The organism is Streptomyces chartreusis (assembly GCF_008704715.1).
Lineage (GTDB): Bacteria > Actinomycetota > Actinomycetes > Streptomycetales > Streptomycetaceae > Streptomyces > Streptomyces chartreusis.
Genome location: NZ_CP023689.1, coordinates 4,918,529 through 4,944,360, shown reverse-complemented (window position 1 = coordinate 4,944,360; position 25,832 = coordinate 4,918,529). Strand labels below are relative to the sequence as shown.

The window sequence follows — 25,832 nt, the reverse complement described above, 5'->3', positions numbered from 1 at the left end:
AGGAGAGAGTCATCGTGAGCGGAGCCACGGGCGCCGGATCGTCCGGTACCTCGACCGGTTCTACGGCCGGTTCGGAGACGGGCGGCGGCCGTGGCTCCGCCGCGCCTGCGACGGACACGCACACCACGCAGCTGAAAGCGATCAAGTCGCCGGCGAAGGGCGCTCCCGCGCCCGACGCACCCGGATCCCAGGGGGGAACCGTGACGGACACCCGAGGCCCGCAGGCCCAGCAGTACGCGGCCGGGGCTCCGGGCGCCCAGCCGCAGCCCCAGCCCGCGGGAGCGCAGCAGGCGGCCCCCGGATCGCCGCTGCCCGGGGAACGGCAGTCGCAGCAGGCCGCAGGGCCCTACCACCCGCCGCAGGCGTACCAGACGGGCGCTCCGGCGGGCGGGGTGCGCCGGCCCCGCACGGGCGCGCGTACGACGCCGCGCACGCGCAAGGCGCGGCTGCGGGTGGCCAAGGCCGACCCGTGGTCGGTGATGAAGGTCAGCTTCCTGCTCTCCATCGCGCTGGGCATCTGCACGATCGTCGCGTCCGCGGTGCTGTGGATGGTCATGGACGCGATGGGCGTCTTCTCGACGGTCGGCGGCACGATCTCCGAGGCGACCGGCTCGAACGAGTCGAACGGCTTCGACCTCCAGTCGTTCCTGTCGCTGCCGCACGTCCTGATGTTCACGTCGATCATCGCGGTCATCGACGTCGTCCTGGCGACGGCGCTGGCGACGCTCGGCGCGTTCATCTACAACCTCTCTGCCGGCTTCGTGGGCGGTGTCGAGCTGACGCTCGCAGAGGACGAGTGAGGTTCGCCGAGGCCGGTTGACGGTTGCCGTCGGGAGGCGGTTCCAAACCTCTCCTGACGGTCCCCCGACAACCGATTTTGGGACTGCCCGCGTCGTGCGCTAATCTTCAGGAGTCAGCGCGCGGGACACACACCGCAGAGCGCGGCGGGGCTATAGCTCAGTTGGTTAGAGCGCATCCCTGATAAGGATGAGGCCACAGGTTCAAATCCTGTTAGCCCCACATCGAGAAGAACCCCAGCCGGTCACGGCTGGGGTTCTTCTGTATTCGGTGGCCTGTTTCCGAAGCTCTCGCAGATCTAAGCTCTGCGGATGACCTTGGAATGGGAACAGGTAATCGTGCACTCGGAGGATCCGGCGGCGCTCGGGCAGTGGTGGGCCGAGGCTCTGGGCTGGGTCGTGGTCCACTCCTCCGACGACGAGTTCGAGATCCGTCCGGCGCCGGATCGCATGCCGGGACTGGACTTCGTACGGCTCGACGAGGCCAAGCAGAGCAAGAGCCGGCTGCATCTCGACTTCCGGCCCGACGACCAGGACGCCGAGGTGGCCCGCCTGGAGGCGCACGGCGCCAAGCGCGTCGACATCGGCCAGGGCGTGCAGCCCTGGGTCGTCATGGCAGACCCCGAGGGCAACGAGTTCTGCATCCTGGGCCCGCGGCGTCCGTAGGGGCCCCTCAGGGCGCGTGTGCCCGGTTGTCAGTGCCGGGTGAGAGCCTTTCGGCATGATCGTCGAACGGGCATACGCGCATGTCGCCGAGGGCGAGCGGGAGGAAGGCGACGGCTGGCCCTGGTCGGTGCCCTGTGTGCGGCAGCTGCTGGACGACGGCCTGAGATTCACCGCACCGGTCACGTTCCTGGTGGGGGAGAACGGCTCGGGCAAGTCGACCCTCGTCGAGGCGCTGGCGGAGGGCTTCGGCCTGGACTCCTGGGGCGGATCCGCGGGCTACAAGTACGCGACTTGGCGCGAGCCGTCGGTCCTGGGCGGCCGGATGAAGTTCGAGGCGACGGCAGCCGGTCGTCGCATGCTGCGCGGGCCTCGGACGCGCCGCAGAGGTTTCTTCCTGCGGGCGGAGACGGCGCTGGACGCGCTGGACCGTGAGCAGAAGTCGGGAAGGCTGTCCGGTGCCGCGGACGAGATGAGCCACGGCGAGGGCTTTCTGATGGCCTTCCGCGAGCGGTTTCAGGAGCCTGGGCTGTACGTCCTGGACGAGCCGGAGGCTGCGCTGTCCTTCGCTTCTTGTCTTCAACTCGTGGGGCTGCTGCACGAACTGGGGCGTTCCGGCGCACAGATCATCTGCGCGACGCACTCACCCGTGCTCACGGCGCTTCCTGGTGCCGAGATCATCGAGGTGGGTGACCACGGAATGCGTCCCGCCGGCTGGCGGGATCTGGAACTCGTCGATCATTGGCGGCGGTACCTCGACGACCCGTGGAGCTATCTCCGGCACATCGTCGATACGCGATGAGACGGGGACGTGGACGGGCGAAGCGGTTCGCCGTGGTGTTGCGGGGTTTCAAGCAGGTGGTGTTGCGAGGTTCAAGCGGAGGGTCACAGCTCGGGTGGAGCCGGGGTTCAGCGCTGGTGCGGGACCAGTGGCTGCGCCGGTTGTGCGGCGTGGGCGCATTCTCGGGTGGTCGAGGCTGTCGTGGCCGCTTCCGTCTCGCTGAGCGGGCGGTGCCGGCAGCTTGGGGTCTTTCCGTGAGCCTCGGCTCGGATGCGCTGCTTCATCGTGGGGGGTAGTGCTCTGGCGTAGGACCACGCCCATTGAGGCATCGCCGGCACCGGCAGCTCGGCGCTGCGCTTGTCGTCGTCGCCGTTGCTCCGGCGGCTCGTCTCGGTGTGCGGTACGGCCGCGGCGGCGGTGTTGGTGACGAATCCGAGCGCAGTGCACAGCGCGAGGAAGGCGGTGACGACTGCCGTCCACAGGTTCATGACCTTGTTCCTGGTCATGGCCCCTCACTTTCGGGTTGGGCGATTTGCGTACTTTCCCAATGATGTGTATGGAGGCTCGGAAGTCATGGACCGACGCCCGTGGCGCGTCGATCTTCAGATGAACAGCACTCGAATGGACGCATGGCACTCGATGAGTGAGCGAAGATGGAGGAAAGGGACCAAAGGTCACCGTCCGTCGGGGTGTGATCACCCTCCGATCGGAGCGGCGGCATCCGCTTCTACTGGGCTGTGGCGGCGGGCAGTTGAGCCCGGACGCAGGTCACCGATTGATATCGACCGGTGTGTATAGTCGGGCGCCAGAGGTCCCCTACGTCAAGGAAAGACGAGGTCGCGCGGTGAAGAAGCTTCTCCTGGTCGCACTGGCCGCCATCGGCGGGCTCCTCGTGTACCGCCAGATCCAGGCGGATCGCGCCGAGCAGGATCTGTGGACGGAGGCGACTGACTCCGTGCCCACGGGTTCGTGAGCCACGACATCGGATTGCACACAGACCCCGGTCGCCCGAGCGGCCGGGGTTTTGTGTACCCGCCGCGGCGCACGACGTCCTCGCTTCGAGTTGCGCGAGCGGACCGGAGGTCGTAGAGCCGGGCTTTTCGGACGGCCGTGCGGATTGTGGGGGTGGCGCCCGGCCGGGCTGGGCAGGATGGGCGAGTCCGAGGTCCGGTCGTGGTCTGACGAGGGGTGGCGCGTGATGAGGCGGCGTACGGCGCGGTGGCGTCCCGCGAGGATGTGGCGCGGTTCCTCGCCGGTACGCGCGCGTGCGGCCGCCGTGGCCGCGCTGCTGCTGTGCGCGACGGCCGCCCTGCCGACGGGGCCCGCCCTCGCCGCCGGAACCCCCGGTCCCTACGCCTTCGCGCCGGACGCCCGGCCCGTCAGCGGCGGAGCGAGCACCGCGGACGCCGGGGCTCTCACGCCGGGCGCTACCTACAAGAGCTCTCTTCCCGGTGCCGGAGAGACCCACTACCGCATCGACCTCGACGACACCTCGGACGCGTACGTCTCCGTGACCGCCGTCCCCGCCGCCGGCAGCACGATCCACGCGGGCGACGGCATCAAGGTGTCCGTGCGGGACGCCCAGGGCCACTCCTGCTCCCAGGACACCGAGACCTTCGGCGTCGTCCGCAGCCCCCGTCCGATCGCGGCATGGGGCATGCGCGAGATCTCGGCCGACCGGCCTCGCTGCGAGACGGCGGGTGCCTACGACGTGACCGTCGAGCGCGTCACCACGGCCGAGTCGGTGCCGGACACCTGGGACCTGGAGCTCTTCGCCGCCACCGAGCCGCCCCTGAAGCAGGCCGGTGAGACGAGCGCCCCCGAGACCTGGGATTCCGCCACGCCCGACCCCCTCACCGGCGACGGCGAGCGCCGCAAGGGCGGCGCCGGGTTCGCCTCGGCGGTGCCGGTCGGCGAGGGCGCGTGGACCTCCGACATCCGGCCCGGGCGGACGCTCTTCTACAAGGTGCCGCTCGACTGGGGCCGCCAGCTGCACGCCACCGCTGGAGTGGGCCCCGCGGACGGCGGCGACGGCTACGCGGTCGGCGCCCTGAACCTCGCCCTCTACAACCCCGTGCGCGGGTTCGTCGACGACGCGAGCGCCAACTACGACGGCAGCGAGAAGGTCGCCGAACTCGACCCGCTGCCGCCGGTCGCCTACGAGAACCGGTACGCCGGCCCGGACCGGCTCGGCGCCATGCGGTTCGCGGGCTCCTACTACCTCGTGGTGCATCTGTCGGCCGCGGTGGCAGAGAGGTACGGCGACGGGCCGTTCGAGCTGACGCTGCGCGTGCAGGAGGGCGGCGCGGCGCAGGCCGGGCCCGGTTATGCGGGGGAGTCCGAGCCGGGGGACGTGTTCCAGCTCTCCGCGGGCGACCGGGAGGCGGCTGCGGCGGACGAAGCCGGTAACGGGGCCGGGGGCATCGAGAACGCCGCGCTGACCGCGCTCGCGGTCGGCGGCATCGGGGCCGGGACCTTGGTGCTGGTGGTGCTGGGGGTGTGGGCGGTGGTTGCTCGGCGGAGGGGCGGGGCCTTGTAGGTGTGGGGCCAGGGGGGCGGGGAGTGGTGCGCCCGCCGCTCATGGGCTGATGAGCCTGCCGTTAACGAGGGGCCGGTGGGCCTGCCGTTCCCCACGAGGGGCCGGTGAGCCAGTTTTCAGCGCTGGGCCGGTGCGCCGGTCGCTCAGAACTGGGCCAGCGCCCAGAACCCCACGGCGTAGCAAGCCAGCGCCAGCAGCAGGAGCGGTACGGCCACCTTGGCGGGTGGGCCGGGGCGGCGCGCGGGGCCTCGGGACCCTCGGCGGACGGCTCTGTGACCGCCGCGACGGCGTTGCTGCGGAACTGGGGGAGCCGAAGGTGGAACCTGCGGGCTCTGAGCGGTGTACGAAGCAGTGGAGGCATCGACGCGCTGGTGCTGTGGCGGCGTCGTCGGAGGCTGAGGCGGGTACTGCGGCGTGTGCGGTTGAGGGGAGGACAGGACGTGCGTGGTGTCGTAGGGGGAGCTGTTGGCCGGGGGATTGCCGGCCTGGTGGCTGCCGGCCGGGTGATGCTGCACGCCCTCGTGGCTGGGGCCGTGGTTGTGACTGGGGCTGTCGCTGCCTGTTTGTACCCGGCCCTGGGCCGGCCCTTGCGCCGGCCCTCGTGCCGCGTAGGGCTGTGGCGAGGGCGTTTGCCCCTGCGGGGTGGAGCCAGTGGGCTGCGGAAGCGGCAGGTGGAAGCTGCCGGTGTCCGACATGCTGACGGAACTGCTGCTGTCGCTCTGGGGAGGGGAGGCGGGAGGCTCCGCCGGCGTACGGCCTGGCTCGCTGTACGCGGAGTCAGAGCTGTTGCCGCCCGCCCCCAGTCCCGTGCCGCCGCTCGATACCGAGCCCATGCTTCTCGGATCGGGTCCGACCCCGTTCGCCGATCTCGGCGTCCCCGTCGACCCCTCACCGAGCGGGAACTGCCCGGAGCCGGTCCGGTCCCCTTCGATGCCCGGAGCCCGCTTGAGCGGCCCCTCCGGTGCGAAACCTCGTGGCAGTGGCCCGAGTTGGTCGAAGATCTCGATGATCTCGTCGTCGGGACCGGGTTCCGGCAGCAGCTCGACGGCCGCGGCGAGGGCCTTGCGCGCCCCCGTCGCCGTGCGGAACCGCGAGTCCGGATCAGGTTGCAGGAGCGAGGCCACGACCTGCCACAGCGGTTCCGGAATGCCCTTGGGCGCCCCCGGCGTCCCGTGCGTGGTGAAGTACTGGACGAGTGCCTTGGAGTCCGGCTTGGCGCCCTCCAGGAGATACACCGCCACCAGCCCCACAGCGAACAGGTCGGCGGGGAAGTCCGGTTCCGCGCCCATGAGTTGCTCGGGAGCGAGGTAACCGGGCGTTCCCACCACGAGGTTGGTCTCGGTCAGCCGGGGCTCGCCGAGCCGCATGGCGATGCCGAAGTCGGAGAGCCTGAGCCGCGGGCGGCCCGTGCCGGTGGCTTCGAGGAGCAGGTTGGCGGGCTTGATGTCCCGGTGGACGACGCCTTCCGAGTGCACCGCCGCGAGCCCCGCGAGGAGCTGGTCGAGAAGGGTGCAGACGAACGAGGGCGGCAAGGGGCCGTAGTCCCCTATGAGATGGACCAGCGAGCCACCGGCCACCAGGTCCATGGTGAACAGGACCTTGTCGTCGTCGGCGGCCCAGCTGGCGGGCGCGAGCACATGGGGGTGATCGATCCGCAGCGCCTGTTCGCGGACGAACCGCAGCAGCGAGTGCGCGTCGCTCTGCTGCAACACCTTGGCGGCCACGTAGCGCCGGCGGCGATGGTCGAAGGCGCGCCAGACGGCGCCGACGCCTCCGCGTCCGATCGGGTCGACCAGTTCGTAGCGCCCGGCGAAGACCTCACCCATGGCTGTGCGTCGCTCCTCCCCCTCCGGTTACCCCCCTTGCTTCCCCCACGACGAGCGATACGACCCCCCCTCGCTGACCGTCCTTCGCGGACTCCCCCGCACGACCCCCTCGTGCCCGCTCAGGACGCATACAGCCGGCCCGGCTGCCGATACCCCCTCGGCGACCGGGCCAGGGGTCAGTTCTGGTGGGACTGGTAGTGCGCGACCGCGTCGGAGGTGCGGCCGGCGCCGTACACCCGGAGGAACTCTGCCAGTTCCGGGTGGGTGGGGGCGAGGGTCTCAGCGGCCTCGATGATGTCGCCCGCGGCGGCGACCGAGCGCAGCAGCGACTGGATCTCGCGCACGACCCGCTTGACCGTGGGCGCACCCGAACTGTTCGTCGTGTGCGTGGTGTTGCTGAGCACCGAGCCCCCCTGCGACTTCTTGATCTCCTCCATGCGCTCGGTGGCCTCGGCGGCGCTCACGCTGCCGTCCGCGACCTGCCCCGCCAAGTCCTGCAGCAGCTGCACCCGCTGGACCACGGCGGGATTGCCGATCTTCGCCCGCTGCCCGCTCATCAGCTGCGACAGCATTGGTGCTGACAGTCCCAGTACCCCCGCGAGACGAGCCTGGTTGAGACCAAGATCGTCGATGAGCTTACGGAAGAGCGTCCCCAGCGGCTCCCCGTACCAGTTCCGCTGCAGATCCCGCGCTCTTGCGGTGGCTTCCTGCTGTGCGGCGTCCATTGCGTCTCCCCATCGCTTCCCCAAAACTGCGGTTCGCTGTAGCGAACCACGCCGAGCATCCTACGGAGAGTGGTCGTTTACCGGGACCCCCAATCCTTTTGCGGGATCCGGGGGGCGACCGGGTACTCTGGTCTTGGCGCCCGCCGGTATGGGGTTTTCCTCCGGCCGGACGTTTCTTTTTGAGGGGCCTTAGCTCAGTTGGTAGAGCGCTGTCTTTGCATGGCAGATGTCAGGGGTTCGACTCCCCTAGGCTCCACATATCAGCCCCCTGACCTACGGAAACGCAGGTCAGGGGGCTTTTTTGGTGTGCTGTTGCTCCTGAGCGCCCGTCAGGTGACGGAGGCCGTGGAAACGACGAAGTGCCGTGGGGACGACAAAGTGGTGTGCGCCCACTCATGGGGCGCACACCACTTTTCGTCGCCTACGGCACCTGAGGCCGTAGGTGAGAAGCCGTACGCGAGAAGCCGTAAGGCCAGGGCCTCACATCACCGGCCCTCGTCCCGCCGGGCGGCCTCCTCCTCGGCCTCCTTCGCCTGGACCTCCGGGTCCAGGCCGGACTGGCCGCTGCCGTCCACGGACGTCAGGCGGTTCGACTCCGGTACCTCCGTCGCGGCGGGCGGCTCGACCAGCCAGTCCGGGTTGGCCTGCTTGTCCCACCACTTCCACGCGGCGATGGCACCGCCCGCGAGGATGCCCAGTACGGCCAGCGTCTTCACGACGCGGCCGGTCCTGGCCCGCCGCTCGTGCTTGCGGACCAGTCGCTGGATCTCCTGCGGCGAGACCTGGCCGCGCAGCGCGGCCAGTGCGGCGGCACCGCGCGCGGCGGCCTCGTCCCGCACGGGAACGGCCACGGCGACCGCCTGCTCGATCCGCGGACGGGAATAGTCGGCGGCCTGTCGGGCAGCCTTGCGGGTACGGACGGCGGCTTCATGAGCGGCGAGGTCGACCTTCGGCGGCACATGGGTAAGGGCCTGCTCCAGCCGCGGTGCGAGATGCGCGTCGTACTGGAGACGGGCCTGGGCGCGGGCCTGCTCGGTGGCCTGCGTAACCATCGGCGCCAGCCGTACGCGTGCCTCGTGCGCATACAGTGCGGCCCTGTCCTTGGCGGTGTCGGCGTAGGGCGCCACCACTTCCGCGGCGTGCAGCACGCTGTCCTTCGCCGAGCCGGTCGCGGCGCGCACGCTGTCGATGCGGGTCACGGGATCCTCCTCCTCGGTGGCGTACGGTATTTCGACTTTCCACCCTTTTACGGATCATGCCTGTCGGAGCGCTCCGCGGCATGTGTGGTCGGGCATATGGGTGCCGAATTACTTGATCAATCCCAATAACGGACCAATGTGGTTCAACGGTGGCTTGTCGTCGACAATGCCACGGTTCGTCGCCTCGCGCCCCCGCCACGTACCCACTCAGCCACTTTTCTGCACGAGAAGCGCCCGGTTGCCTGCCGGTGAACGAGTGGCGGGCGACGGATGCCGCAGACCGTGCGAGGATCGGGGGGTCACAGGAAGACAACGGAAGGCAGATCGTGGCTGAGCAGCTTTACGCCACCCTGAAGACCAACAACGGCGACATCGAGGTCCGGCTCCTCCCGAACCACGCGCCGAAGACGGTCAAGAACTTCGTCGAACTCGCCAAGGGCGAGCGTGAGTGGACGAACCCCGAGACCGGCGAGAAGTCCACGGCCAAGCTCTACGACGGCACGGTCTTCCACCGGGTCATCAGCGGCTTCATGATCCAGGGCGGCGACCCCCTGGGCAACGGCACCGGCGGTCCCGGCTACCAGTTCGAGGACGAGTTCCACCCGGACCTCGCCTTCGACAAGCCCTACCTGCTGGCCATGGCCAACGCCGGCCCGGGCACGAACGGCTCGCAGTTCTTCATCACCGTCGCCCCCACGACGTGGCTGAACCGCAAGCACACGATCTTCGGCGAGGTCAACGACGGCGCGAGCCAGAAGGTCATCGACGCCATCGCGACGGCGCAGACGAACCCGCGCACCGACCGTCCCGTGAACGACGTCGTCATCGAGTCGGTCGTCGTGGAGACCCGCGAGGGCTGAGTCCGACACGTCCCGCAGGGAACCAAACGCCCCGCTCGTCCGTAAGGATGAGCGGGGCGGTGCATTAGGCGTGCATCGCGTACGACGACCTAGGGGACCTCATGGACCAGCAGGCCGGCAGCTCGCAGGACGCGCAGAGCCTGCCCGGCTGCTACCGCCACCCCGACCGCGAGACCGGCATCCGCTGCACCCGCTGCGAGCGACCCATCTGCCCCGAATGCATGGTCAGCGCCTCGGTCGGCTTCCAGTGCCCCGACTGCGTCCGCGGCGGCTCCGGCACCGGACACGCCCCCTCCGCAGCCCAGCCCCGCACGATCGCGGGCGGCACCGTCGCCGCCGATCCGCGGCTGCTGACCAAGATCCTCATCGGGATCAATCTCGCGGTCTTCATCGCCGTTCAGACCAGCGATCGGCTGCTCAGCGACCTTGTTCTCGTCGGCACCTGGCCGCCGGCCCCGTTCAATCCCACCCAGGGCGTCGCCGAGGGCGAGTGGTGGCGCCTGGTGACCTCGATGTTCACGCACGAGGCCATCTGGCACATCGCGTTCAACATGCTCAGCCTCTGGTGGCTCGGCGGTCCCCTCGAAGCCGCCCTCGGCCGGGTCCGCTACCTCGCGCTCTACTTCTGCTCCGGCCTCGCCGGCAGTGCTCTCACCTATCTGCTGGCCGGTCCCAGCACCGCCTCGCTCGGCGCCTCCGGTGCCATCTTCGGCCTCTTCGGAGCCACCGCCGTGCTGATGCGCCGCCTCCAGTACGACATGCGGCCGATCATCGCCCTGCTGGTGATCAACCTCATCTTCACCTTCGGCTGGGGCAACATCGCCTGGCAGGCCCACATCGGCGGCCTCGTGGCCGGCGTCGTCATCGGCTACGCGATGGTCCATGCCCCACGTGAGCGCCGGGCCGTGGTGCAGTACGGCACATGTGCGCTGGTCCTGGCCGTGGTGGTGCTGATGACCGTGCTGAGGACCCTCCAGCTCAGCTGAGCCCGGACGTTATCCACGTGAGCGGCCCTGTTGTCCACAGCGTGTGGCGGATCTTGTGCGTACGGTGCGGGAACGGCTACGCCCCCTGCTCTTGACCTGTGTTTCCGCAGGTCAGGCAGGGGGCGTACAGGTGTTCGGGATGCCTTCGGGTGACCGGTGTGGCTGTCATACCGGCGTCAACCCCCGATGGGTTATCCACAGATCGTCGTCTTTTCCCCAGTCAGCTTGTGGAAATTGCTGCAAGGCTGTGGATAACTCAGCGGATAGCCCTGGGCAGAGCTGCGTTCACCGTGAGGTGGCCGAGGGTTCGGGCGCTACTTCCACTGGGTGGAGACGCCGAAACCGGCGGCGATGAAGCCGAAGCCCACCACGATGTTCCAGTTGCCCAGCGCCTCGATGGGCAGCGAACCGTCCGTCACATAGAAGACGACGATCCAGGCCAGGCCGAGGATGAACATGGCCAGCATCACGGGGGCGACCCATGAGCGGCTGTTCAGCTTGATGGCGGTCGCCTGCTTCGACTGCGGCGGCGTGTAGTCGGCCTTCTTGCGGATACGTGACTTCGGCACGAGGGTCTCTCCTGTCGATGCGCTGCGTGGCCGCGCAGGGAACTGGTCGGGCTCGGGGAGGCGTACAAGGGGACTCTGCTGGCTCCTCCGGGCGTCCGTTAGCGTAGTGCTTCCGCGGCGCCGAAGGAGATAAGGGTACGTTGAGCAATTCTGCCGACTCTCCCCCGACGGGATCCAGCCCTGCCCGCGGCCGTTTCCGGCCGGTGCGGGTGCTCACCGCGGCGGTCTTCGCTCTCGCCGGGCTGATTTTCTTCACCAGTTTCAACACGGCCAAGGGCACCAACATCCGCACGGACGCCTCGCTGCTGAAGCTCTCGGACCTGATCCATGAGCGCAGTCGCGAGAACGGCGAGCGTGACGACGCGAACGCGTCCCTGCGTGACGACGTCGAGGCGCTCGCCGAGCGGGACGACGGCAGCACCGAGGCGGAGGACGCCAAGCTGACCGCGCTGGAGCACAACGCCGGTACCCAGAAGCTGACGGGCGAGGCCATCTCCGTCACGCTCAACGACGCCCCGCCGGACGCCACGGCCAAGCTGCCGGGATACCCCGAGCCGCAGCCCGACTACCTGGTGATCCACCAGCAGGACCTCCAGGCCGTGGTGAACGCGCTGTGGCAGAGCGGTGCCAAGGGCATCAAGGTCATGGACCAGCGGCTGATCTCCACCAGCGCCGTGCGCTGCGTGGGAAACACCCTGATCCTCCAGGGTCGCGTCTACTCACCGCCGTACAAGATCACGGCGGTCGGTGACCCGGAGAAGATGCAGCAGGCGCTCGCCGCCTCGAAGGCGATCCAGAACTACATGGTCTACGTCAATGTCTACGGCCTCGGCTGGAAAGTCACCGAGGACGGAACGGTGACTCTGCCCGGCTACTCGGGCACAGTGGATCTGCAATACGCCAAGCCCGTGGAGTGACCTTCCCTGGAGCTGCCGGTGCGCGTCGTCGTGAGGACCGTCAGCGAGCTCTGCATCAGCGCAGGCACCGTGATCGTCCTTTTCGTCGTCTATGTACTTTTCTGGACGGGCGTGAAGGCCGACAACGTCATGGACGACCAGATCGACCAGCTTCAGGAGCAGTGGGCGCAGAGTGCGGTGCGCCCGCCGGACACGGCTCCCGGCGGCGCCGCGGCGAGTCCGGGGGCGACCGCGAGCCCGCCGAAGCCGGCGCCGTACACGGCGGACAAGCCTTTCGCGATCATGTACATCCCGCGGCTTGGTTTCACGTGGAACAAGCCGGTGCTCGAAGGCACCGCCACCAAGACCCTGAAGAAGGGCCTCGGCCACTACGCGAACACCGCCCAGCTCGGCCAGAAGGGCAACTTCTCGGTCGCCGGTCACCGGCGCACGTACGGCGATCCGTTCAAGGATTTCCCCAGGCTGCGGCCCGGAGACGCGGTGGTGCTGACCGACGGAACGACCTGGTTCACGTATCGGATCGACAAAGGCCCCTACAAAACACTGCCCGCCGACGTTGAGGTGATTGACCCTGTGCCCCGTAAGTCGGGGTACACGCGTGAAGGCCGCTACCTGACGCTGACCACGTGCGATCCCGAGTGGGGGCACAGTCATCGGCTGATCGTGTGGGCCCACCTGGACTCCACCCAGCCTGTGGAGGCCGGGAAACCGGAAGCGTTGCGCCGTTAGTCTGTTGGCTGTACGGCGTGAGTCTGAGTGCCGTGGTGCGACGGAAGGGACGGCATGTACGGCTGGATCTGGCGGCATCTGCCGGGGAACGCGTGGGTGAAGGCACTGCTCTCGCTCGCGCTGGCCATGGCCGTCGTCTACGTCTTGTTCAACTACGTCTTCCCGTGGGCCGAACCGCTCCTGCCCTTCAACGATGTGACGGTGGACAACCAGTGAGCGCGCGCATTCTCGTCGTGGACAACTACGACAGCTTCGTCTTCAACCTGGTCCAGTACCTCTATCAGCTGGGCGCGGAGTGCGAGGTGCTGCGCAACGACGAGGTGTCGACGACGCACGCCCAGGACGGCTTCGACGGCGTACTGCTCTCGCCGGGCCCCGGAACTCCCGAGGAGGCCGGCGTCTGCGTCGAGATGGTGCGGCACTGCGCCTCCACCGGCGTTCCGGTCTTCGGCGTCTGTCTCGGCATGCAGTCGATGCAGGTGGCGTACGGCGGTGTCGTGGACCGTGCGCCGGAGCTGCTGCACGGCAAGACCTCGCTGGTCGAGCACGAGGGCAAGGGCGTCTTCGCCGGCCTGCCCTCGCCCTTCACGGCGACCCGCTACCACTCCCTGGCGGCGGAACCGGCGACGGTCCCGGCCGACCTCGAGGTCACGGCACGCACGCACGACGGCATCATCATGGGCCTGCGCCACCGCGAACTCCCGGTCGAGGGAGTCCAGTTCCACCCCGAGTCGGTGCTGACCGAGCACGGGCACCGGATGCTGGCCAACTGGCTGGTGGAGTGCGGCTACGAAGACGCGGTGGCGAGGTCGGCGGGGCTCGCCCCGGTGGTGGGCAGGGCCACGGCGTGACCGCCCTGCGCCCTGAGCGCGAGTCCGGCGCCGCCTACGGGGAGTCCTTCACGGACTCCTACGGCGACACCGGCGACCAGGGGAGCTCGTACGGGCAGCAGCCGTACGAGGGCTCCGGTGCGCTCGGGGAGTGGTACGGCGAGGAGAGTTACGTCACCCAGGCGCAGCAGGCCGCCGAAGCGCGGGCCGCGGCCGGGTACGGCGCCGACGGCTACGGAGCGGGCGGCTACGGCTCCAATGGCTACGCCGGTCAGAGCTACCAGGCTCCCGTGGCCCAAGAGCCGTACGCGGAGCCGTACATGCCGCCACCGGACGACGAGACCGTGGCGCTGCGGGTTCCCGACCCACCGCCCTCCCGAGAGCCCATATCGCCTTCTCCCGCCTCATCCGCCGCTTCTGCCTCTTCCACCCCGACGGGTGGCCGTGCGGCCCGCAGAAAGGCCGCCAAGCGGCGTCACGGGCGCCATGGCGGAACACACCAGCCGTCGGACGCGGCCGAGACGGACTCGGAGAGCTCCGGTGCTCCGCTCTCCCGCATGGAGGCCCGTCGGCAGGCCCGCGCGCGCAAGCCCGGTCCGGCCACGGTCGCCAGCCGGGCGATCGGTGAGGTGTTCATCACGACCGGCGTGCTGATGCTGCTGTTCGTGAGCTACCAGCTGTGGTGGACCAACATCCGGGCGCACGCCCAGGCGGACAAGGAAGCCAGCAGCCTCCAGGAGGACTGGGCCAGCGGCAAAGGCAACCCGGGGACCTTCGAACCCGGGCAGGGCTTCGCCCTCCTGCATATCCCGAAGCTGGATGTCGTCGTGCCGATCGCGGAGGGCATCAGCAACAAGAAGGTGCTCGACCGGGGAATGGTCGGCCACTACGGCGAGGGCAAGCTGAAGACGGCGATGCCTGACGCCAAGACCGGCAACTTCGGCCTGGCCGGGCATCGCAACACACACGGTGAACCGTTCCGCTACATCAACCGGCTCGCCCAGGGCGACGAGATCGTCGTCGAGACGCAGGACAAGTACTTCGTGTACAAGATGGCGTCGATCCTGCCGGTGACGTCGCCGAGCAATGTGAGCGTGCTGGAGCCGGTTCCGCCGGGGTCGGGTTTCACCGGACCGGGCCGCTACATCACACTCACCACGTGCACGCCGGAGTTCACCAGTAAGTACCGGTTGATCGTCTGGGGCAAGATGGTCGAGGAACGGCCGCGCAGCAAGGGCAAGCCGGATGCGCTCGTCAGTTAAGGGCAGATGAAACGTGGCAGCGACCACCGAGGGCACGGAAGACCACACGGCCGCGCCCGCCTCACGACGTCCCCCGGTTCGCCGTCGGCGCATGGGCCGGATCGCGATGGCCGTCAGCGTCTTCGGGGAACTCCTCATCACGGCGGGCCTGGTGCTGGGCCTGTTCGTCGTCTACTCCCTGTGGTGGACGAACGTCATCGCCGACCGGGCGGCGGACAAACAGGCCGACAAGGTCCGTGACATCTGGGCCCACCAGGACGACGACTCCGGCCGTCCCGCCGAGTTCGACGCCAAGAACGGCATCGGCTTCCTGCACGTCCCCGCGATGACCAAGGGCGAGATCCTGGTCGAGAAGGGCACGACGTCGAAGATCCTCAACGACGGCGTCGCCGGCTACTACACCGACCCCGTCAAGGCGACCCTGCCTAACTCGGACAAGAAGGGGAACTTCTCCCTCGCGGCGCACCGGGACGGCCACGGCGCGAAGTTCCACAACATCCACAAGCTCGAAAAGGGCGACCCGATCGTCTTCGAGACGAAGGACAAGTGGTACGTCTACAAGGTCTACGCCGTCCTCCCCGAGACCTCGAAGTACAACGTCCAGGTCCTCGGCGGCATCCCGAAGGAATCGGGTAAGACGAAGGCCGGCCACTACATCACGCTGACGACCTGCACCCCGGTCTACACGAGCCGCTACCGCTACGTGGTGTGGGGCGAGCTGGAGCGCGTGGACAAGGTCGACGAGGACCGGACGCTGCCGGAGGAACTGCGCTGATCACCGCGCTCTTCGAGGGCGAGAACGACGAGGCCCCGGCACCCTTGAAGGGTGCCGGGGCCTCGTCGTGATCTCCGGAGGCTTCCGTCAGCCGAAGATGCCTCCGTTGTCGCCACCGCCGTTGTTGTTCCCACCGTTGCCGAAGCCCACGGTAGTCAGCGTGATCTGGGTGTTCGCCGGGTCGTCGACCTGCTGGTTGCCCTTGGGGTCCTGGTCCGTGACGAAGGCCGTGTCGTTCTGGTCACTGCCGTTGGCGAACTGGATGTTGGTGAAGCCGGCCGCTGCCAGAGTCTGCTTGGCCTGGCCCACCGTCTGACCCACGACGCTCGGCACCGGGGTCTTCTGCTTGGCCTGCTTGCCGATCTGGATGGTCACCGTGGAGTCCTTGTCGACCGCGGAGCCGGCCGTCGGGGAGGTCGAGATGACCTTGCCGACCTGGTTCGGGTCCTGGGTGTCCACCTCTTGGCAGTTGCCCGACAGATCGTTGGCCTCCATCTGGGCCTTCGCCTCGTCACACGTCTTGCCGAGGACGTCGGGAACAGTGGACTGCTCCTTCTCCTTGGCGACGGTGAGGGTGATGGTGCTGCCCTTCTCCTGCTCAGTGCCGCCCTCGGGGTCCTGGCTGATGACGACGCCCGGGTTCCGGTCGGACTCCTCGGTCTTCTGCTGGACGTCGAAGCCCTTGTCCTCGAGATCGGACTTGGCCTTCTCGTAGGGCAGGCCCTCCACGTCCGGCACCGAGACCTTCGGCGCCCCGGTCGACACCACGATGTCGACGGTGGTGTTCTTGTCGACCTTGGTCTTGGAGTCGGGGGTCTGCGAGCAGATCTTGCCCTTGCTCTGGTCCTCGCACTCCTGCTTCGTGACCTTGCCGATCGTGAGATCGACATTGCCGAGCAGGTCCCTCGCGCTGCTCTCCGTCTCGCCGACGACGTTCGGCACAGCCACCTGGCTGTTGCTCGCCGTGTCGCCGTCGAAGACCCACTTGCCGATCAGGATCGCGCCGACGAGAACCAGCACGGCCGCGACGGCCAACAGGATTGTGGAGGTGTTGGACTTCTTCTGGCGGCGCCGGTCCGGGCGGTCGTCGTAGCCGTAGCCACCGTCGTCCGGGTTCATCGGCGGCAGCATCGACGTGGCGCCGGCGTCCGCGGAACGCAGGGCCGTGGTCGGCTGGTCGTCCGGGTAGCCGCCGTAGCCCACGGAACCCATGGCCGCGGTGGCGGCGACGGGCTGGCCGTCGAGGCACGCCTCGATGTCGGCACGCATCTCGTCGGCCGACTGGTAGCGGTAGTTGGGGTCCTTCGTCAGGGCCTTCAGCACGATCGCGTCCATCTCGGGCGTGATCTCGGGGTCGAAGACCGACGGTGCCTGGGCCTCTTCCCGCACGTGCTGGTACGCCACGGCCACCGGGGAGTCACCCACGAAGGGGGGCCGCACCGTCAGGAGCTCGTACAGCAGACAGCCGGTGGAGTACAGGTCCGACCGCGCGTCGACCTGCTCGCCCTTGGCCTGCTCCGGGGAGAGGTACTGGGCGGTGCCGATCACGGCCGAGGTCTGCGTCATCGTCATGCCGGAGTCGCCCATGGCGCGGGCGATGCCGAAGTCCATCACCTTCACCTGGCCGTTGCGCGTGAGCATCACGTTGGCCGGCTTGATGTCGCGGTGGACGATGCCGCTGCGGTGCGAGTACTCCAGGGCCTGGAGGATCCCGATGGTCATCTCCAGAGAGCGCTCCGGCAGCAGCTTGCGGCCGGAGTGAAGCAGCTCACGGAGCGTCGAGCCGTCCACGTACTCCATGACGATGTACGGGATCGACACATTGTCGATGTAGTCCTCGCCCGTGTCGTAGACCGCCACGATCGCGGGATGGTTGAGCGAGGCGGCCGACTGGGCCTCCCGGCGGAAGCGGGCCTGGAAGGACGGGTCGCGCGCGAGGTCCGCGCGCAGCGTCTTCACCGCCACGGTGCGGCCGAGTCGGGTGTCATGCGCGAGGTAGACCTCCGCCATGCCACCACGACCGAGCACCTGGCCCAGCTCGTACCGGCCGCCGAGGCGACGCGGCTCTTCCATAAGCTACCTACCAGCCCTCTCCGTCGGTCCCGACCTCACCCTTGTGGGTGGGGCGGTGTGCCGTCCGGGCATACCGTACCCGGCTCATCTTGTGTGACCTGGCCAAGCCCGTAACCCGATACAGGACCGGTATCGCAACGTGCACCGATGTGAAGGGGACGTGAGCAGGTTCACTTCTTGCTCTTGATGACCGCCTCCATCACGCTCTTGGCGATAGGCGCGGCGAGGCCGCCACCGGAGATGTCGTCGCGGACCGCGTTCTGGTCCTCCACGACGACGGCCACGGCCACCGGGGCGCTGCCGTCGTCGAGCTTGGCGTAGGAGATGAACCACGCGTAGGGGTTCTCGCTGTTGTCCACACCGTGCTGGGCGGTACCGGTCTTGCCGCCCACCTTCACGCCGCTGATCTGAGCGTTCTTGCCGGTGCCGTCCTCGACGACCGTCTCCATCATCGACTGGAGCTTCTGAGCGTTCTCCGCCGACAGCGGCTTGCTCATCTCCTCCGGGTCGGTCTTCTCGATGGCGTCGAGGTTGTTGGTCTGGAGCTCGTCGATCATGTACGGCTTCATCAGCGTGCCGTTGTTGGCGACGGCCGAGGCGACCATGGCCATCTGGAGCGGCGTCGCGGCGGTGTTGAACTGGCCGATGGAGGACAGGGCCGTCTGCGAGGGGTTCATGTCGTCGGAGAAGACCGACGCGCTGGTGCGGGTCGGGGTGAACTGCTCCTCGGTGAAGCCGAACTTCTTGGCCGTCTCCAGCATCTTGTCGTTGCCGAGGTCGGAGCCGACCTTGCCGAAGACGGTGTTGCAGGAGAACTTGAGGGCGACTCGCAGCGTCGCGTTCTTGCAGGGGATGGTGCCCTCGTTCGGCAGCTTGGTGGTGGTGCCCTCCATGACCCACGGGTCCGGCGAGTCCGTCTTCGCGTCGGCGTCCGTGTACAGCCCGTGCTCCAGCGCTGCGGCCGCGGTGACGACCTTGAAGGTCGAGCCGGGCGGGTAGACCTCACGCAGTGCCCGGTTGAGCATCGGGTCGTCGGGGTTGTTCTTCTTCTGGAGCTTCGTCCACGCCTTGGAGTCGGTCGTGGTGGAGTTGCCGGCGAAGGACGAGGGGTCGTACGAAGGGAAGGACGCCAGCGCCAGGATCTTGCCGGTGGACGGCTCCAGGGCCACGACCGCGCCCTTGCCGCGGTCCTTCAGACCTTCGTACGCGGCCTTCTGCGCGGCGGCGTTGAGGGTGGTCACCACATTGCCGCCCTCCCTCTCCTTGCCCGTGAGCATGTCGAGGGTGTTACGGAAGAACAGCCGGTCGTCGTTGCCGGTGAGGATGCCGTCCTCGATGTACTCCAGCTGGTTGGCGCCGAAGGCCTGCGAGGCGTAGCCGGTGACCGGCGCCCACATCGGGCCGTTCGTGTAGGTGCGCTTGAACTTGAAGTCGGTGCCCGAGGTCTCCTTCGAGCCGGTGATGGCCTTGCCGTCGACGATGATGTTGCCGCGCGGGGTGCCGTAGCGCTCGATGGTGACGCGGCGGTTGGCCTTGTCCGTCCTCAGCTCGTCGGCCTGGACGTACTGGATCCAGTTGTCGCGGATGAGCAGAGCCAGGACGAGGAGTCCGCAGAAGATCGCGATCCGGCGTAGGGGCTTGTTCACGGACGGACCACCTGGGTCATCTCGGCGTCGGGGTTGGGCGCGGGGGCGGGCGCGGGCCGGCGTGCGGTGTCGCTGATGCGCAGCAGGATGCCGATCAGGGCCCAGTTGGCGATGACGGAGGAACCGCCGTACGCCACGAAGGGCAGCGTCATACCGGTCAGCGGGATGAGGCCCATGACACCGCCGGCCACGACGAAGACCTGGAGGGCGAAGGCGCCGGACAGGCCGACGGCGAGCAGCTTGCCGAACGGGTCGCGGGCCGCGAGGGCGGTGCGCACACCGCGCTCGACGATCAGCCCGTAGAGCAGCAGAATCGCCATGACGCCTGCCAGGCCCAGCTCCTCGCCGAAGGTGGCGAGGATGAAGTCGGAGTTGGCGGCGAAGCCGATGAGGTCGGAATTGCCCTGGCCGAGACCGGTGCCGAGGGTGCCGCCGGAGCCGAAGGCCCACAGGGCCTGCATGGCCTGCTCGGAGTGGAGGATGCCGTCCTGGACGCCGGCGCGGCTGAGCTGGAACTCGCGCGCCGGGTCGAGCCAGGCCTGCACACGCGTCTGGATGTGCGGCTCGAAGCTCGCCACACCGACCGCGCCGACCGCGGACATCAGCAGACCGAAGACGATCCAGCTGGTCCGCTCGGTGGCGACGTACAGCATGATGACGAACATCCCGAAGAACAGCAGGGACGTTCCGAGGTCGGTCTCGAAGACCAGGATCAGGATCGAGATGACCCAGACCACGAGGATCGGACCGAGGTCGCGGCCGCGCGGCAGGTACAGGCCCATGAAGCGACGGCTGGCCAGGGCCAGGGCGTCTCTCTTGACCATGAGGTAGCCGGCGAAGAACACCGCCAGGACGATCTTCGCGAACTCACCGGGCTGGACCGTGCCCAGGCCGGGGATGTTGATCCAGATCTTGGCGCCGTAGATGTTCGCGCCGAGTCCGGGCACGAGCGGCAGGATCAGCAGGAACAGCGCGCCCGCCATCGAGATGTACGTGTAGCGCTGCAGGACGCGGTGGTCCTTCAGGAAGACCAGCACGGCCACGAGCAGGGCGACGCCGAGCGCTGAGTACAGCAGCTGCCGCGGTGCGGCATCGGCGTAGTTACTGAGTCGCTTCGACTGGTCCAGCCGCCAGATCACGACCAGGCCGAGCCCGTTCAGCAAGGTGGCCAGCGGCAGCATCAGCGGGTCGGCGTACGGCGCGAACTTGCGTACGGCGAGGTGGCCGATGCCCGCCAGGAGGCCGAGCCCGAGTCCGTAGCCCAGCAGGCCGGCCGGCACCTCGTCGTTCATCGCCAGGCCCACGTTGGCATAGGCGAAGACCGGGATGACGACCGCGAACGCCAGCAATACCAGCTCGGTGTTGCGCCTGCTCGGCGCGCCGATCGCGCCGATCGTGGAAGTGTGATGCGTCGGCGAGTTCGTAGTACTGCTCATGGTGTGACGGGGCCTCTCGCGGCTTGCCTACTGCGTACCGCAGTTCGAAACGACCTTCTGCTCTTCCTCCGAGAGTGTGGGGCCGGGGCTTGGCGTCGCAGTCGGTGTCGGGGAGGTGGACGGGGGCGGGGACTTGGTCGACGCCGAGGGATTCGGTGTCGGTGTCGCCTTGGACGTAAGAGAGGTACGGGTGGTTCCCGTGGTGCCTCCGGCCTCGCCCTCACCGGTCTTGGCGTTCTGCTCGCTCTGGGCGGCCTGCTGCGCGGCACGCTTCTTGCACGCGGTGGCCTGGAGCTGGAGTTCGTCGATCTTCGCCTGGGCGTCCTTCAGACCGCCCTCGGCGATGGTCGCCTCGACGAGCTTCTGCTGGTAGGGCGGCAGGTACTTGAGTTCGATCTCGGGGTGATCCTTCTCCACCTTCGAGAGCGAGACCCAGGCCAGGTCCTGGCTGATCCCGCGGTACAGGGCGACGTGTTCCTCGTTCGTGCCGACGTAGTACTGCGTCTGCGTCCAGCGCCAGCCGCCGTACATCCCGCCGCCGATGACGGCGAGCGCGAGGACCGAGTAGAAGGATCTCTTCAGCCACCTGCGGCCCTTGCGGGGCTTGACGAAGTCGTCGTCGGTGTAGTCCCCGAAGCCGCCCGCCGGGGCGTACCCGGTGGTGTCGCCGGAGCCGGGCGGGCCGAACTCGCCGCCCCCGCCGCCCTGTCCGGGCACCTGGCGGCCGAGCCCGGAGGCGCGTCCGGCCGGGGTCTGCATGATGCCGTTGTCGTGCAGGTGGTGCGGCTGGTTCTCGGCGACCGCGCCGACCACGACCGGGGTGTCGGACAGCTGCCCGGCGAGGGTGTCCCCGGTGTCCAGGTCGAGGACGTCCGCGATGATCACCGTGATGTTGTCGGGGCCGCCGCCGCGCAGCGCGAGCTGGATGAGCTCCTGCACGGTCTCCTGTGGGCCCTGGTAGCTGGCGAGGGTGTCCTCCAGGGTCTGGTGGGACACGACGCCGGACAGGCCGTCGGAGCAGATCAAGTACCGGTCGCCGGCGCGGACTTCACGGATCGACAGGTCGGGCTCGACATGGTCGCCGCTGCCCAGCGCGCGCATCAGCAGCGAGCGCTGCGGATGCGTGGTCGCCTCCTCCTCGGTGATGCGGCCCTCGTCGACGAGCCGCTGCACCCAGGTGTGGTCCTGCGTGATCTGCGTGAGGACGCCGTCGCGCAGCAGGTAGGCGCGCGAGTCGCCGACGTGCACGAGGCCGAGGCGCTGACCGGTCCACAGCAGGGCGGTGAGCGTGGTGCCCATGCCCTCGAGCTGGGGGTCCTCCTCGACCATCGAGCGCAGCTGGTCGTTGGCGCGCTGCACGGCCGTGCCGAGCGAGGTGAGGATGTCCGAGCCGGGGACGTCGTCGTCGAGGGCGACGATGGTGGAGATCGCCTCGGAGGAGGCGACCTCGCCCGCGGCCGCGCCGCCCATGCCGTCGGCGATGGCGAGCAGGCGGGGTCCGGCGTATCCGGAGTCCTCGTTGCCCTCCCGGATCATGCCTTTGTGCGATCCGGCGGCGAAGCGCAGTGACAGACTCATGCGCACCTCGCCCGTCGGCTCCGGGTACATCCGCACGGTGCCCACCCTCCGGTCGGGAGCGCGCCGGGGCCCTTGGTGTGGGCCACCGCTGCGTGCTCGCTCCGCTCGCTCATTGTCGTACTACTTCCGCAGCTCGATGACGGTCTTGCCGATGCGGATCGGCGCGCCCAGCGGAATCGGTGTCGGGGTCGTGAGCCGCGATCGGTCGAGGTACGTGCCGTTGGTGGAGCCCAGGTCCTCGACGATCCACTGGCCGTCGCGGTCCGGGTAGATCCTGGCATGCCTGCTGGAGGCGTAGTCGTCGTCCAGCACGATCGTGCTGTCGTGCGCGCGGCCCAGGGTGATGGTCTGGCCCTGCAGCGCGACGGTGGTGCCGGTCAGGGTGCCTTCGGACACGACCAGCTTCGAGGGAGCGTTACGGCGCTGCCGGCCGCCGGCCTGCTGGCCGCGCTGCTGCGGAGGCGCCGCGGCCTGCCTGGCAGCCTGCTGCTGCCGTCCGGCCTCCCGCCTGGACCCGCGCTGGGTGACACGCGTACCGAACAGGTCGCTGCGGATGACCTGCACGGCCACGATCACGAACAGCCACAGTACGGCCAGGAAACCCAGCCGCATGACCGTGAGGGTCAGCTCTGACATTGCCCCCGCTTCACCCTTCGGCTTGCCGGTAAATGATGGTGCTGCTGCCCACGACGATCCGCGAGCCGTCGCGGAGCGTAGCGCGGGTGGTGTGCTGCCCGTCCACCACGATGCCGTTGGTGGACCCGAGATCCTGGATCGTCGAGGGCGTTCCGGTCCGGATCTCGCAGTGCCGGCGGGAGACGCCGGGGTCGTCGATCCGCACGTCGGCGTCGGTGCTGCGACCCAGCACGAGCGTGGCGCGGGAGATCTGATGGCGGGTGCCGTTGATCTCGATCCAGTAGCGGGTGCGGCCGCCTGCCGCGGGTGCGGCGGGAGGACGCTGGCCACCCGCGGGCTGCGGGTAGCCGTAGCCGCCGGGGCGTCCGCCGGGCGGCGACGGCGGCATGGGCGGGGCTCCCGCGGGCGCGGCGGGCTGAGGGTAGCCGTAGCCGCCCTGGGCGCCGCCGGGCCGCCCGGGCGGGGCGGCGGGTGCGGGGGCCTGCTGGCCCTGCTGATCGGTGGAGCCGGCGAGCGTACGGCTGCGCACGCGGTACAGGCCGGTGTCGAGATCGTCGGCCTTCTCCAGGTGCACCTTGATCGGGCCCATGAAGGTGTAGCGCTGCTGCTTGGCGTAGTCGCGGACCATGCCGGCGAGCTCGTCGCCGAGCTGGCCCGAGTAGGGGCTCAGCCGCTCGAAGTCCGGCGTGCTCAGCTCCACGATGAAGTCATTGGGTACGACGGTCCGGTCGCGGTTCCAGATCGTCGCGTTGTTGTCGCACTCGCGCTGAAGCGCGCCGGCGATCTCCACGGGCTGGACCTCGGACTTGAACACCTTGGCGAAGGTGCCGTTGACCAGACCTTCGAGACGCTGCTCGAACTTCTTCAGGACTCCCATGGGGCACCTCCTCCGTAGCCTGCTTGGTCCTGCATCCCGCCGGGCGGGCACTGCCTTACCTGGTACTGCTTACTGATCGTATCCACGCGCCGGTAAATCGGCTGGTTCCCCCTGTCGGCCCGGTCGACGGGTGTCGACGCCCTCGAAGTTCCCTCCGGAGCTCCCCTTCGAACTCTTCGAGGACACAGTCTTCCCATGGATCGTAGAGGCGGCCGCAAACCAGTGTCCCGCACCTGACTGTGGACCCCGACCGGCTTCTGGGGAGATGCCCAGGACCGGTACGAGGTTGATACGTGAACATGTACTCCCTGATACGGAGTGCGGGCGGCCGCGGATCGGTCACCGTGCCGGGGTCTTCGGCGACTGCGCTGGTGGGCGCCCGCACCGGCCTGGGCGGGCGGCTGCCTGCGGATAAGGGATGTGAACCCACCCTGGCCGCCGTGCTAATGTTCTGGGTGTCGGAAGGCGCCGGACCGCAAGGCAAGGCCCCGAGGACACACCCAATGCGCGGGTGGCGGAATAGGCAGACGCGCTGGATTCAGGTTCCAGTGCCCGCAAGGGCGTGGGGGTTCAACTCCCCCCTCGCGCACTCTCGAAGAGGCGGCATCGTCAACACGATGCCGCCTCTTCTGTTGTGTTCGCCACGTTGTGCTGTCCACCACCCTCGCGGCAGGGCCTCTTGGTGCCGTGACCTGTGATGAAGCTCTCAGGTCACGGCACGGGCCGAGTGCCGGGGCAGCGGCTCAGCCCGCCGCGACGACCGTGGCGAGCGTCACGGCGGCGGGCAGGGCCTGGACGAAGAGGATGCGGCGGTTGGCGGTGGCCGCGCCGTAGACGCCGGCGACGACCATGCAGGACAGGAAGAAGATCTGGACCTGGCGACCGGTCGGGTCGTCGGCGATCAGCCCCCAGACCAGGCCCGCGGCCAGGAAGCCGTTGTAGAGGCCCTGGTTCGCGGCCAGCGGCGCGGTGGCGCGGGCCATTTCGGCGTCGAAGCCGGAGAGGCCGCGGCCCGGGCCGCGCTGCCACAGGAACATCTCCAGCACCAGGATGTAGGCGTGCAGCAGCGCCATGAGGGCGACGAGGACGACTGAGATCGCATGCATGCGGTGATTGTGCCGGGGGGTGCGGGGGCGGGTGGGGGCGGGGCTGACGGGGCGCGGGGCTGGGGCCCGTGCGAGGCGGCGGGTGACTCCCGGATAGGCGTCGTCGTAGGTCGTCGTAGGGGGATGGGGGAGGCGTTGAGGCCGAACGGCCGCTACGCGTGTGTGGAGCCCCGCTGTGGCGTTGCGGGGCTCCACGCGTGTGTGCGGCCGTCGGAGCTGCTGGTGTGGCCGGCGGCGCGGGCCGGTGCGCTCGGTGGACCGGCCGGCCGGCGTTACGCCGCGAGCTTCTGGGCCAGCTGCTTGGCCTTGGTGGTGGCCTCGTCGAGGGCGCGCTCACGGGAGGCCTCGAAGAGGGGGACCAGCTCGGCCATCGCGGGGTTGGCCGGGGCCATCGTCAGCTCCGGGACGATGAAGTCGAGGTCGGCGCCGAGGAAGTCGGCCAGGATCGCCGACAGGTAGTTCTGCACGTACTCATAGCCCTCGCGCGGGGTGCCCGGACCGTACGCGCCGCCGCGGCTGGCGACGACGGTGACCGGGGTCCCCTTGATCGACTGGGCGTCGCCCGCGGTACGGCCCATCAGCACCACGTTGTCCAGGTAGGCCTTCAGGGTCGACGGGATCGTCAGGTTGTACATCGGAGCGCCGATCAGCACGGCGTCCGCGCTCTCCAGCTCCTCGATCAGCTTCACGCGCTCGGCGAAGGCGGCCGCCTGCTCCGGGGTGTGCGTCGCCGGATCGGAGAAGCCCGCGGTGTGGGAGTGGGCGTCGATGTGCGGCACCGGCTGCGCGGCGAGGTCGCGGTGGATCACCGTGCCCTCGGGGTGCTGCTCCTGCCAGATGCGCCGGAAGGCGTCGGTGACGGCACGGGAGGAGGAGGCGCCGGTCGAGAAGACCGAGGAGTCGATGTGCAGGAGCGTGGCCATGGGGGTCTCCAGGAAGGACGGGAGCGGGCAGGGGGATTCCGTGTACAGGGACGTACCTGTCCGCAGGAACTGAAAGTTCGTACTCGACTATGGATAACA

The 25,832-nt window shown here is 68.8% G+C and carries 26 protein-coding genes and 3 tRNA genes; 16 read left to right on the top strand and 13 right to left on the bottom strand.

Annotated elements, in window-relative coordinates; genetic code table 11:
* Positions 1-14 precede the first annotated feature (14 nt).
* The 4 genes from CP983_RS21510 to CP983_RS21495 all read left to right on the top strand — a co-directional run bounded on the left by CP983_RS21510 (position 15) and on the right by CP983_RS21495 (position 2,262).
* Positions 15-800 (top strand): DUF3566 domain-containing protein, encoded by a 786-nt coding sequence (locus CP983_RS21510; protein WP_150501216.1) that lies wholly within the window; start codon positions 15-17, stop codon positions 798-800.
* Positions 801-946: 146 nt separating this feature from the next.
* Positions 947-1,020 (top strand) — tRNA-Ile (locus CP983_RS21505).
* Positions 1,021-1,109: 89 nt separating this feature from the next.
* Complete coding sequence (locus tag CP983_RS21500; protein ID WP_107904960.1) at positions 1,110-1,463, top strand: VOC family protein; 354 nt, start codon at positions 1,110-1,112, stop codon at positions 1,461-1,463.
* A 55-nt stretch (positions 1,464-1,518) separates the two neighbouring features.
* Entirely contained in the window at positions 1,519-2,262 is a 744-nt protein-coding gene (locus CP983_RS21495) for an AAA family ATPase (protein ID WP_150501214.1), read from the top strand.
* 107 nt (positions 2,263-2,369) lie between these two features.
* On the opposite strand, the gene CP983_RS21490 is transcribed toward CP983_RS21495, so the two are convergent.
* Positions 2,370-2,747: a DUF6344 domain-containing protein gene (locus CP983_RS21490; protein WP_107904958.1), complete on the bottom strand. Its 378-nt coding sequence runs from the start codon at positions 2,745-2,747 to the stop codon at positions 2,370-2,372.
* Between the two features lie 338 nt (positions 2,748-3,085).
* On the opposite strand from CP983_RS21490, the gene CP983_RS44470 reads away from it, so the two are divergent.
* Positions 3,086-3,214: a DLW-39 family protein gene (locus CP983_RS44470; protein ID WP_003999697.1), complete on the top strand. Its 129-nt coding sequence runs from the start codon at positions 3,086-3,088 to the stop codon at positions 3,212-3,214.
* Positions 3,215-3,439: 225 nt separating this feature from the next.
* Complete coding sequence (locus CP983_RS21480; RefSeq protein ID WP_229914998.1) at positions 3,440-4,780, top strand: hypothetical protein; 1,341 nt, start codon at positions 3,440-3,442, stop codon at positions 4,778-4,780.
* 143 nt (positions 4,781-4,923) lie between these two features.
* Here CP983_RS21480 and CP983_RS21475 read toward each other — a convergent pair whose 3' ends face one another.
* Positions 4,924-6,606, bottom strand: a complete 1,683-nt coding sequence (locus CP983_RS21475) for a serine/threonine-protein kinase (RefSeq protein WP_150501212.1) — start codon at positions 6,604-6,606, stop codon at positions 4,924-4,926.
* Positions 6,607-6,782: 176 nt separating this feature from the next.
* Positions 6,783-7,331: a helix-turn-helix domain-containing protein gene (locus CP983_RS21470; RefSeq protein ID WP_030945501.1), complete on the bottom strand. Its 549-nt coding sequence runs from the start codon at positions 7,329-7,331 to the stop codon at positions 6,783-6,785.
* 183 nt (positions 7,332-7,514) lie between these two features.
* Between CP983_RS21470 and CP983_RS21465 the strand changes: the two genes are divergently transcribed.
* Positions 7,515-7,587: transfer RNA gene (locus CP983_RS21465), tRNA-Ala, on the top strand.
* A gap of 229 nt (positions 7,588-7,816) precedes the next feature.
* On the opposite strand, the gene CP983_RS21460 is transcribed toward CP983_RS21465, so the two are convergent.
* Positions 7,817-8,530, bottom strand: a complete 714-nt coding sequence (locus CP983_RS21460) for a DUF5324 family protein (RefSeq protein ID WP_107904954.1) — start codon at positions 8,528-8,530, stop codon at positions 7,817-7,819.
* A 326-nt stretch (positions 8,531-8,856) separates the two neighbouring features.
* Here CP983_RS21460 and CP983_RS21455 point away from each other — a divergent pair, with 326 nt between their 5' ends.
* A complete protein-coding gene (locus tag CP983_RS21455; protein WP_107904953.1) occupies positions 8,857-9,390 on the top strand; it encodes a peptidylprolyl isomerase in 534 nt (177 codons plus the stop codon).
* A gap of 101 nt (positions 9,391-9,491) precedes the next feature.
* Entirely contained in the window at positions 9,492-10,376 is an 885-nt protein-coding gene (locus tag CP983_RS21450) for a rhomboid family intramembrane serine protease (protein ID WP_125527754.1), read from the top strand.
* Positions 10,377-10,690: 314 nt separating this feature from the next.
* On the opposite strand, the gene crgA is transcribed toward CP983_RS21450, so the two are convergent.
* Positions 10,691-10,945, bottom strand: coding sequence for a cell division protein CrgA (gene crgA, locus CP983_RS21445; protein WP_030945488.1), 255 nt, complete (start codon positions 10,943-10,945; stop codon positions 10,691-10,693).
* Positions 10,946-11,085: 140 nt separating this feature from the next.
* Here crgA and CP983_RS21440 point away from each other — a divergent pair, with 140 nt between their 5' ends.
* The 6 genes from CP983_RS21440 to CP983_RS21415 are packed head-to-tail and all read left to right on the top strand — an operon-like array spanning position 11,086 to position 15,458.
* A complete protein-coding gene (locus CP983_RS21440) occupies positions 11,086-11,862 on the top strand; it encodes a DUF881 domain-containing protein (RefSeq protein WP_125527755.1) in 777 nt (258 codons plus the stop codon).
* A gap of 18 nt (positions 11,863-11,880) precedes the next feature.
* On the top strand, positions 11,881-12,591 hold the full coding sequence (locus tag CP983_RS21435) for a class E sortase (RefSeq protein WP_150501210.1): 711 nt from the start codon (positions 11,881-11,883) through the stop codon (positions 12,589-12,591).
* Between the two features lie 54 nt (positions 12,592-12,645).
* On the top strand, positions 12,646-12,807 hold the full coding sequence (locus CP983_RS21430; RefSeq protein WP_030945481.1) for a hypothetical protein: 162 nt from the start codon (positions 12,646-12,648) through the stop codon (positions 12,805-12,807).
* Entirely contained in the window at positions 12,804-13,442 is a 639-nt protein-coding gene (locus CP983_RS21425; RefSeq protein WP_107904949.1) for an aminodeoxychorismate/anthranilate synthase component II, read from the top strand. Before CP983_RS21430 ends, CP983_RS21425 begins: the two co-directional genes overlap by 4 nt.
* On the top strand, positions 13,439-14,683 hold the full coding sequence (locus tag CP983_RS21420) for a class E sortase (protein WP_150501208.1): 1,245 nt from the start codon (positions 13,439-13,441) through the stop codon (positions 14,681-14,683). The genes CP983_RS21425 and CP983_RS21420 overlap by 4 nt, the downstream gene beginning before the upstream one ends.
* 13 nt (positions 14,684-14,696) lie before the next feature.
* A complete protein-coding gene (locus CP983_RS21415; protein ID WP_150501206.1) occupies positions 14,697-15,458 on the top strand; it encodes a class E sortase in 762 nt (253 codons plus the stop codon).
* An 87-nt stretch (positions 15,459-15,545) separates the two neighbouring features.
* Here the strand turns inward: CP983_RS21415 and pknB are convergent, their stop codons facing one another.
* The 6 genes from pknB to CP983_RS21380 form a co-directional block, all read right to left on the bottom strand.
* Positions 15,546-17,531, bottom strand: coding sequence for a Stk1 family PASTA domain-containing Ser/Thr kinase (pknB, locus tag CP983_RS21410; protein ID WP_150501204.1), 1,986 nt, complete (start codon positions 17,529-17,531; stop codon positions 15,546-15,548).
* Positions 17,532-17,701: 170 nt separating this feature from the next.
* Complete coding sequence (locus tag CP983_RS21400; protein WP_150501202.1) at positions 17,702-19,177, bottom strand: peptidoglycan D,D-transpeptidase FtsI family protein; 1,476 nt, start codon at positions 19,175-19,177, stop codon at positions 17,702-17,704.
* Entirely contained in the window at positions 19,174-20,613 is a 1,440-nt protein-coding gene (locus CP983_RS21395) for an FtsW/RodA/SpoVE family cell cycle protein (RefSeq protein WP_107904944.1), read from the bottom strand. The genes CP983_RS21400 and CP983_RS21395 overlap by 4 nt, the downstream gene beginning before the upstream one ends.
* 27 nt (positions 20,614-20,640) lie before the next feature.
* Positions 20,641-22,221 (bottom strand): Stp1/IreP family PP2C-type Ser/Thr phosphatase, encoded by a 1,581-nt coding sequence (locus CP983_RS21390; RefSeq protein WP_125527763.1) that lies wholly within the window; start codon positions 22,219-22,221, stop codon positions 20,641-20,643.
* A 90-nt stretch (positions 22,222-22,311) separates the two neighbouring features.
* Positions 22,312-22,827 (bottom strand): FHA domain-containing protein FhaB/FipA, encoded by a 516-nt coding sequence (locus CP983_RS21385; protein WP_107904943.1) that lies wholly within the window; start codon positions 22,825-22,827, stop codon positions 22,312-22,314.
* 10 nt (positions 22,828-22,837) lie between these two features.
* Entirely contained in the window at positions 22,838-23,704 is an 867-nt protein-coding gene (locus CP983_RS21380; RefSeq protein WP_107904942.1) for an FhaA domain-containing protein, read from the bottom strand.
* Positions 23,705-24,209: 505 nt separating this feature from the next.
* Here CP983_RS21380 and CP983_RS21375 point away from each other — a divergent pair.
* Positions 24,210-24,293 (top strand) — tRNA-Leu (locus CP983_RS21375).
* A gap of 154 nt (positions 24,294-24,447) precedes the next feature.
* Here the strand turns inward: CP983_RS21375 and CP983_RS21370 are convergent.
* Complete coding sequence (locus tag CP983_RS21370; RefSeq protein ID WP_150501200.1) at positions 24,448-24,810, bottom strand: DUF1304 domain-containing protein; 363 nt, start codon at positions 24,808-24,810, stop codon at positions 24,448-24,450.
* A 272-nt stretch (positions 24,811-25,082) separates the two neighbouring features.
* A complete protein-coding gene (locus CP983_RS21365) occupies positions 25,083-25,733 on the bottom strand; it encodes an FMN-dependent NADH-azoreductase (protein WP_107904940.1) in 651 nt (216 codons plus the stop codon).
* Positions 25,734-25,832 lie beyond the last annotated feature (99 nt).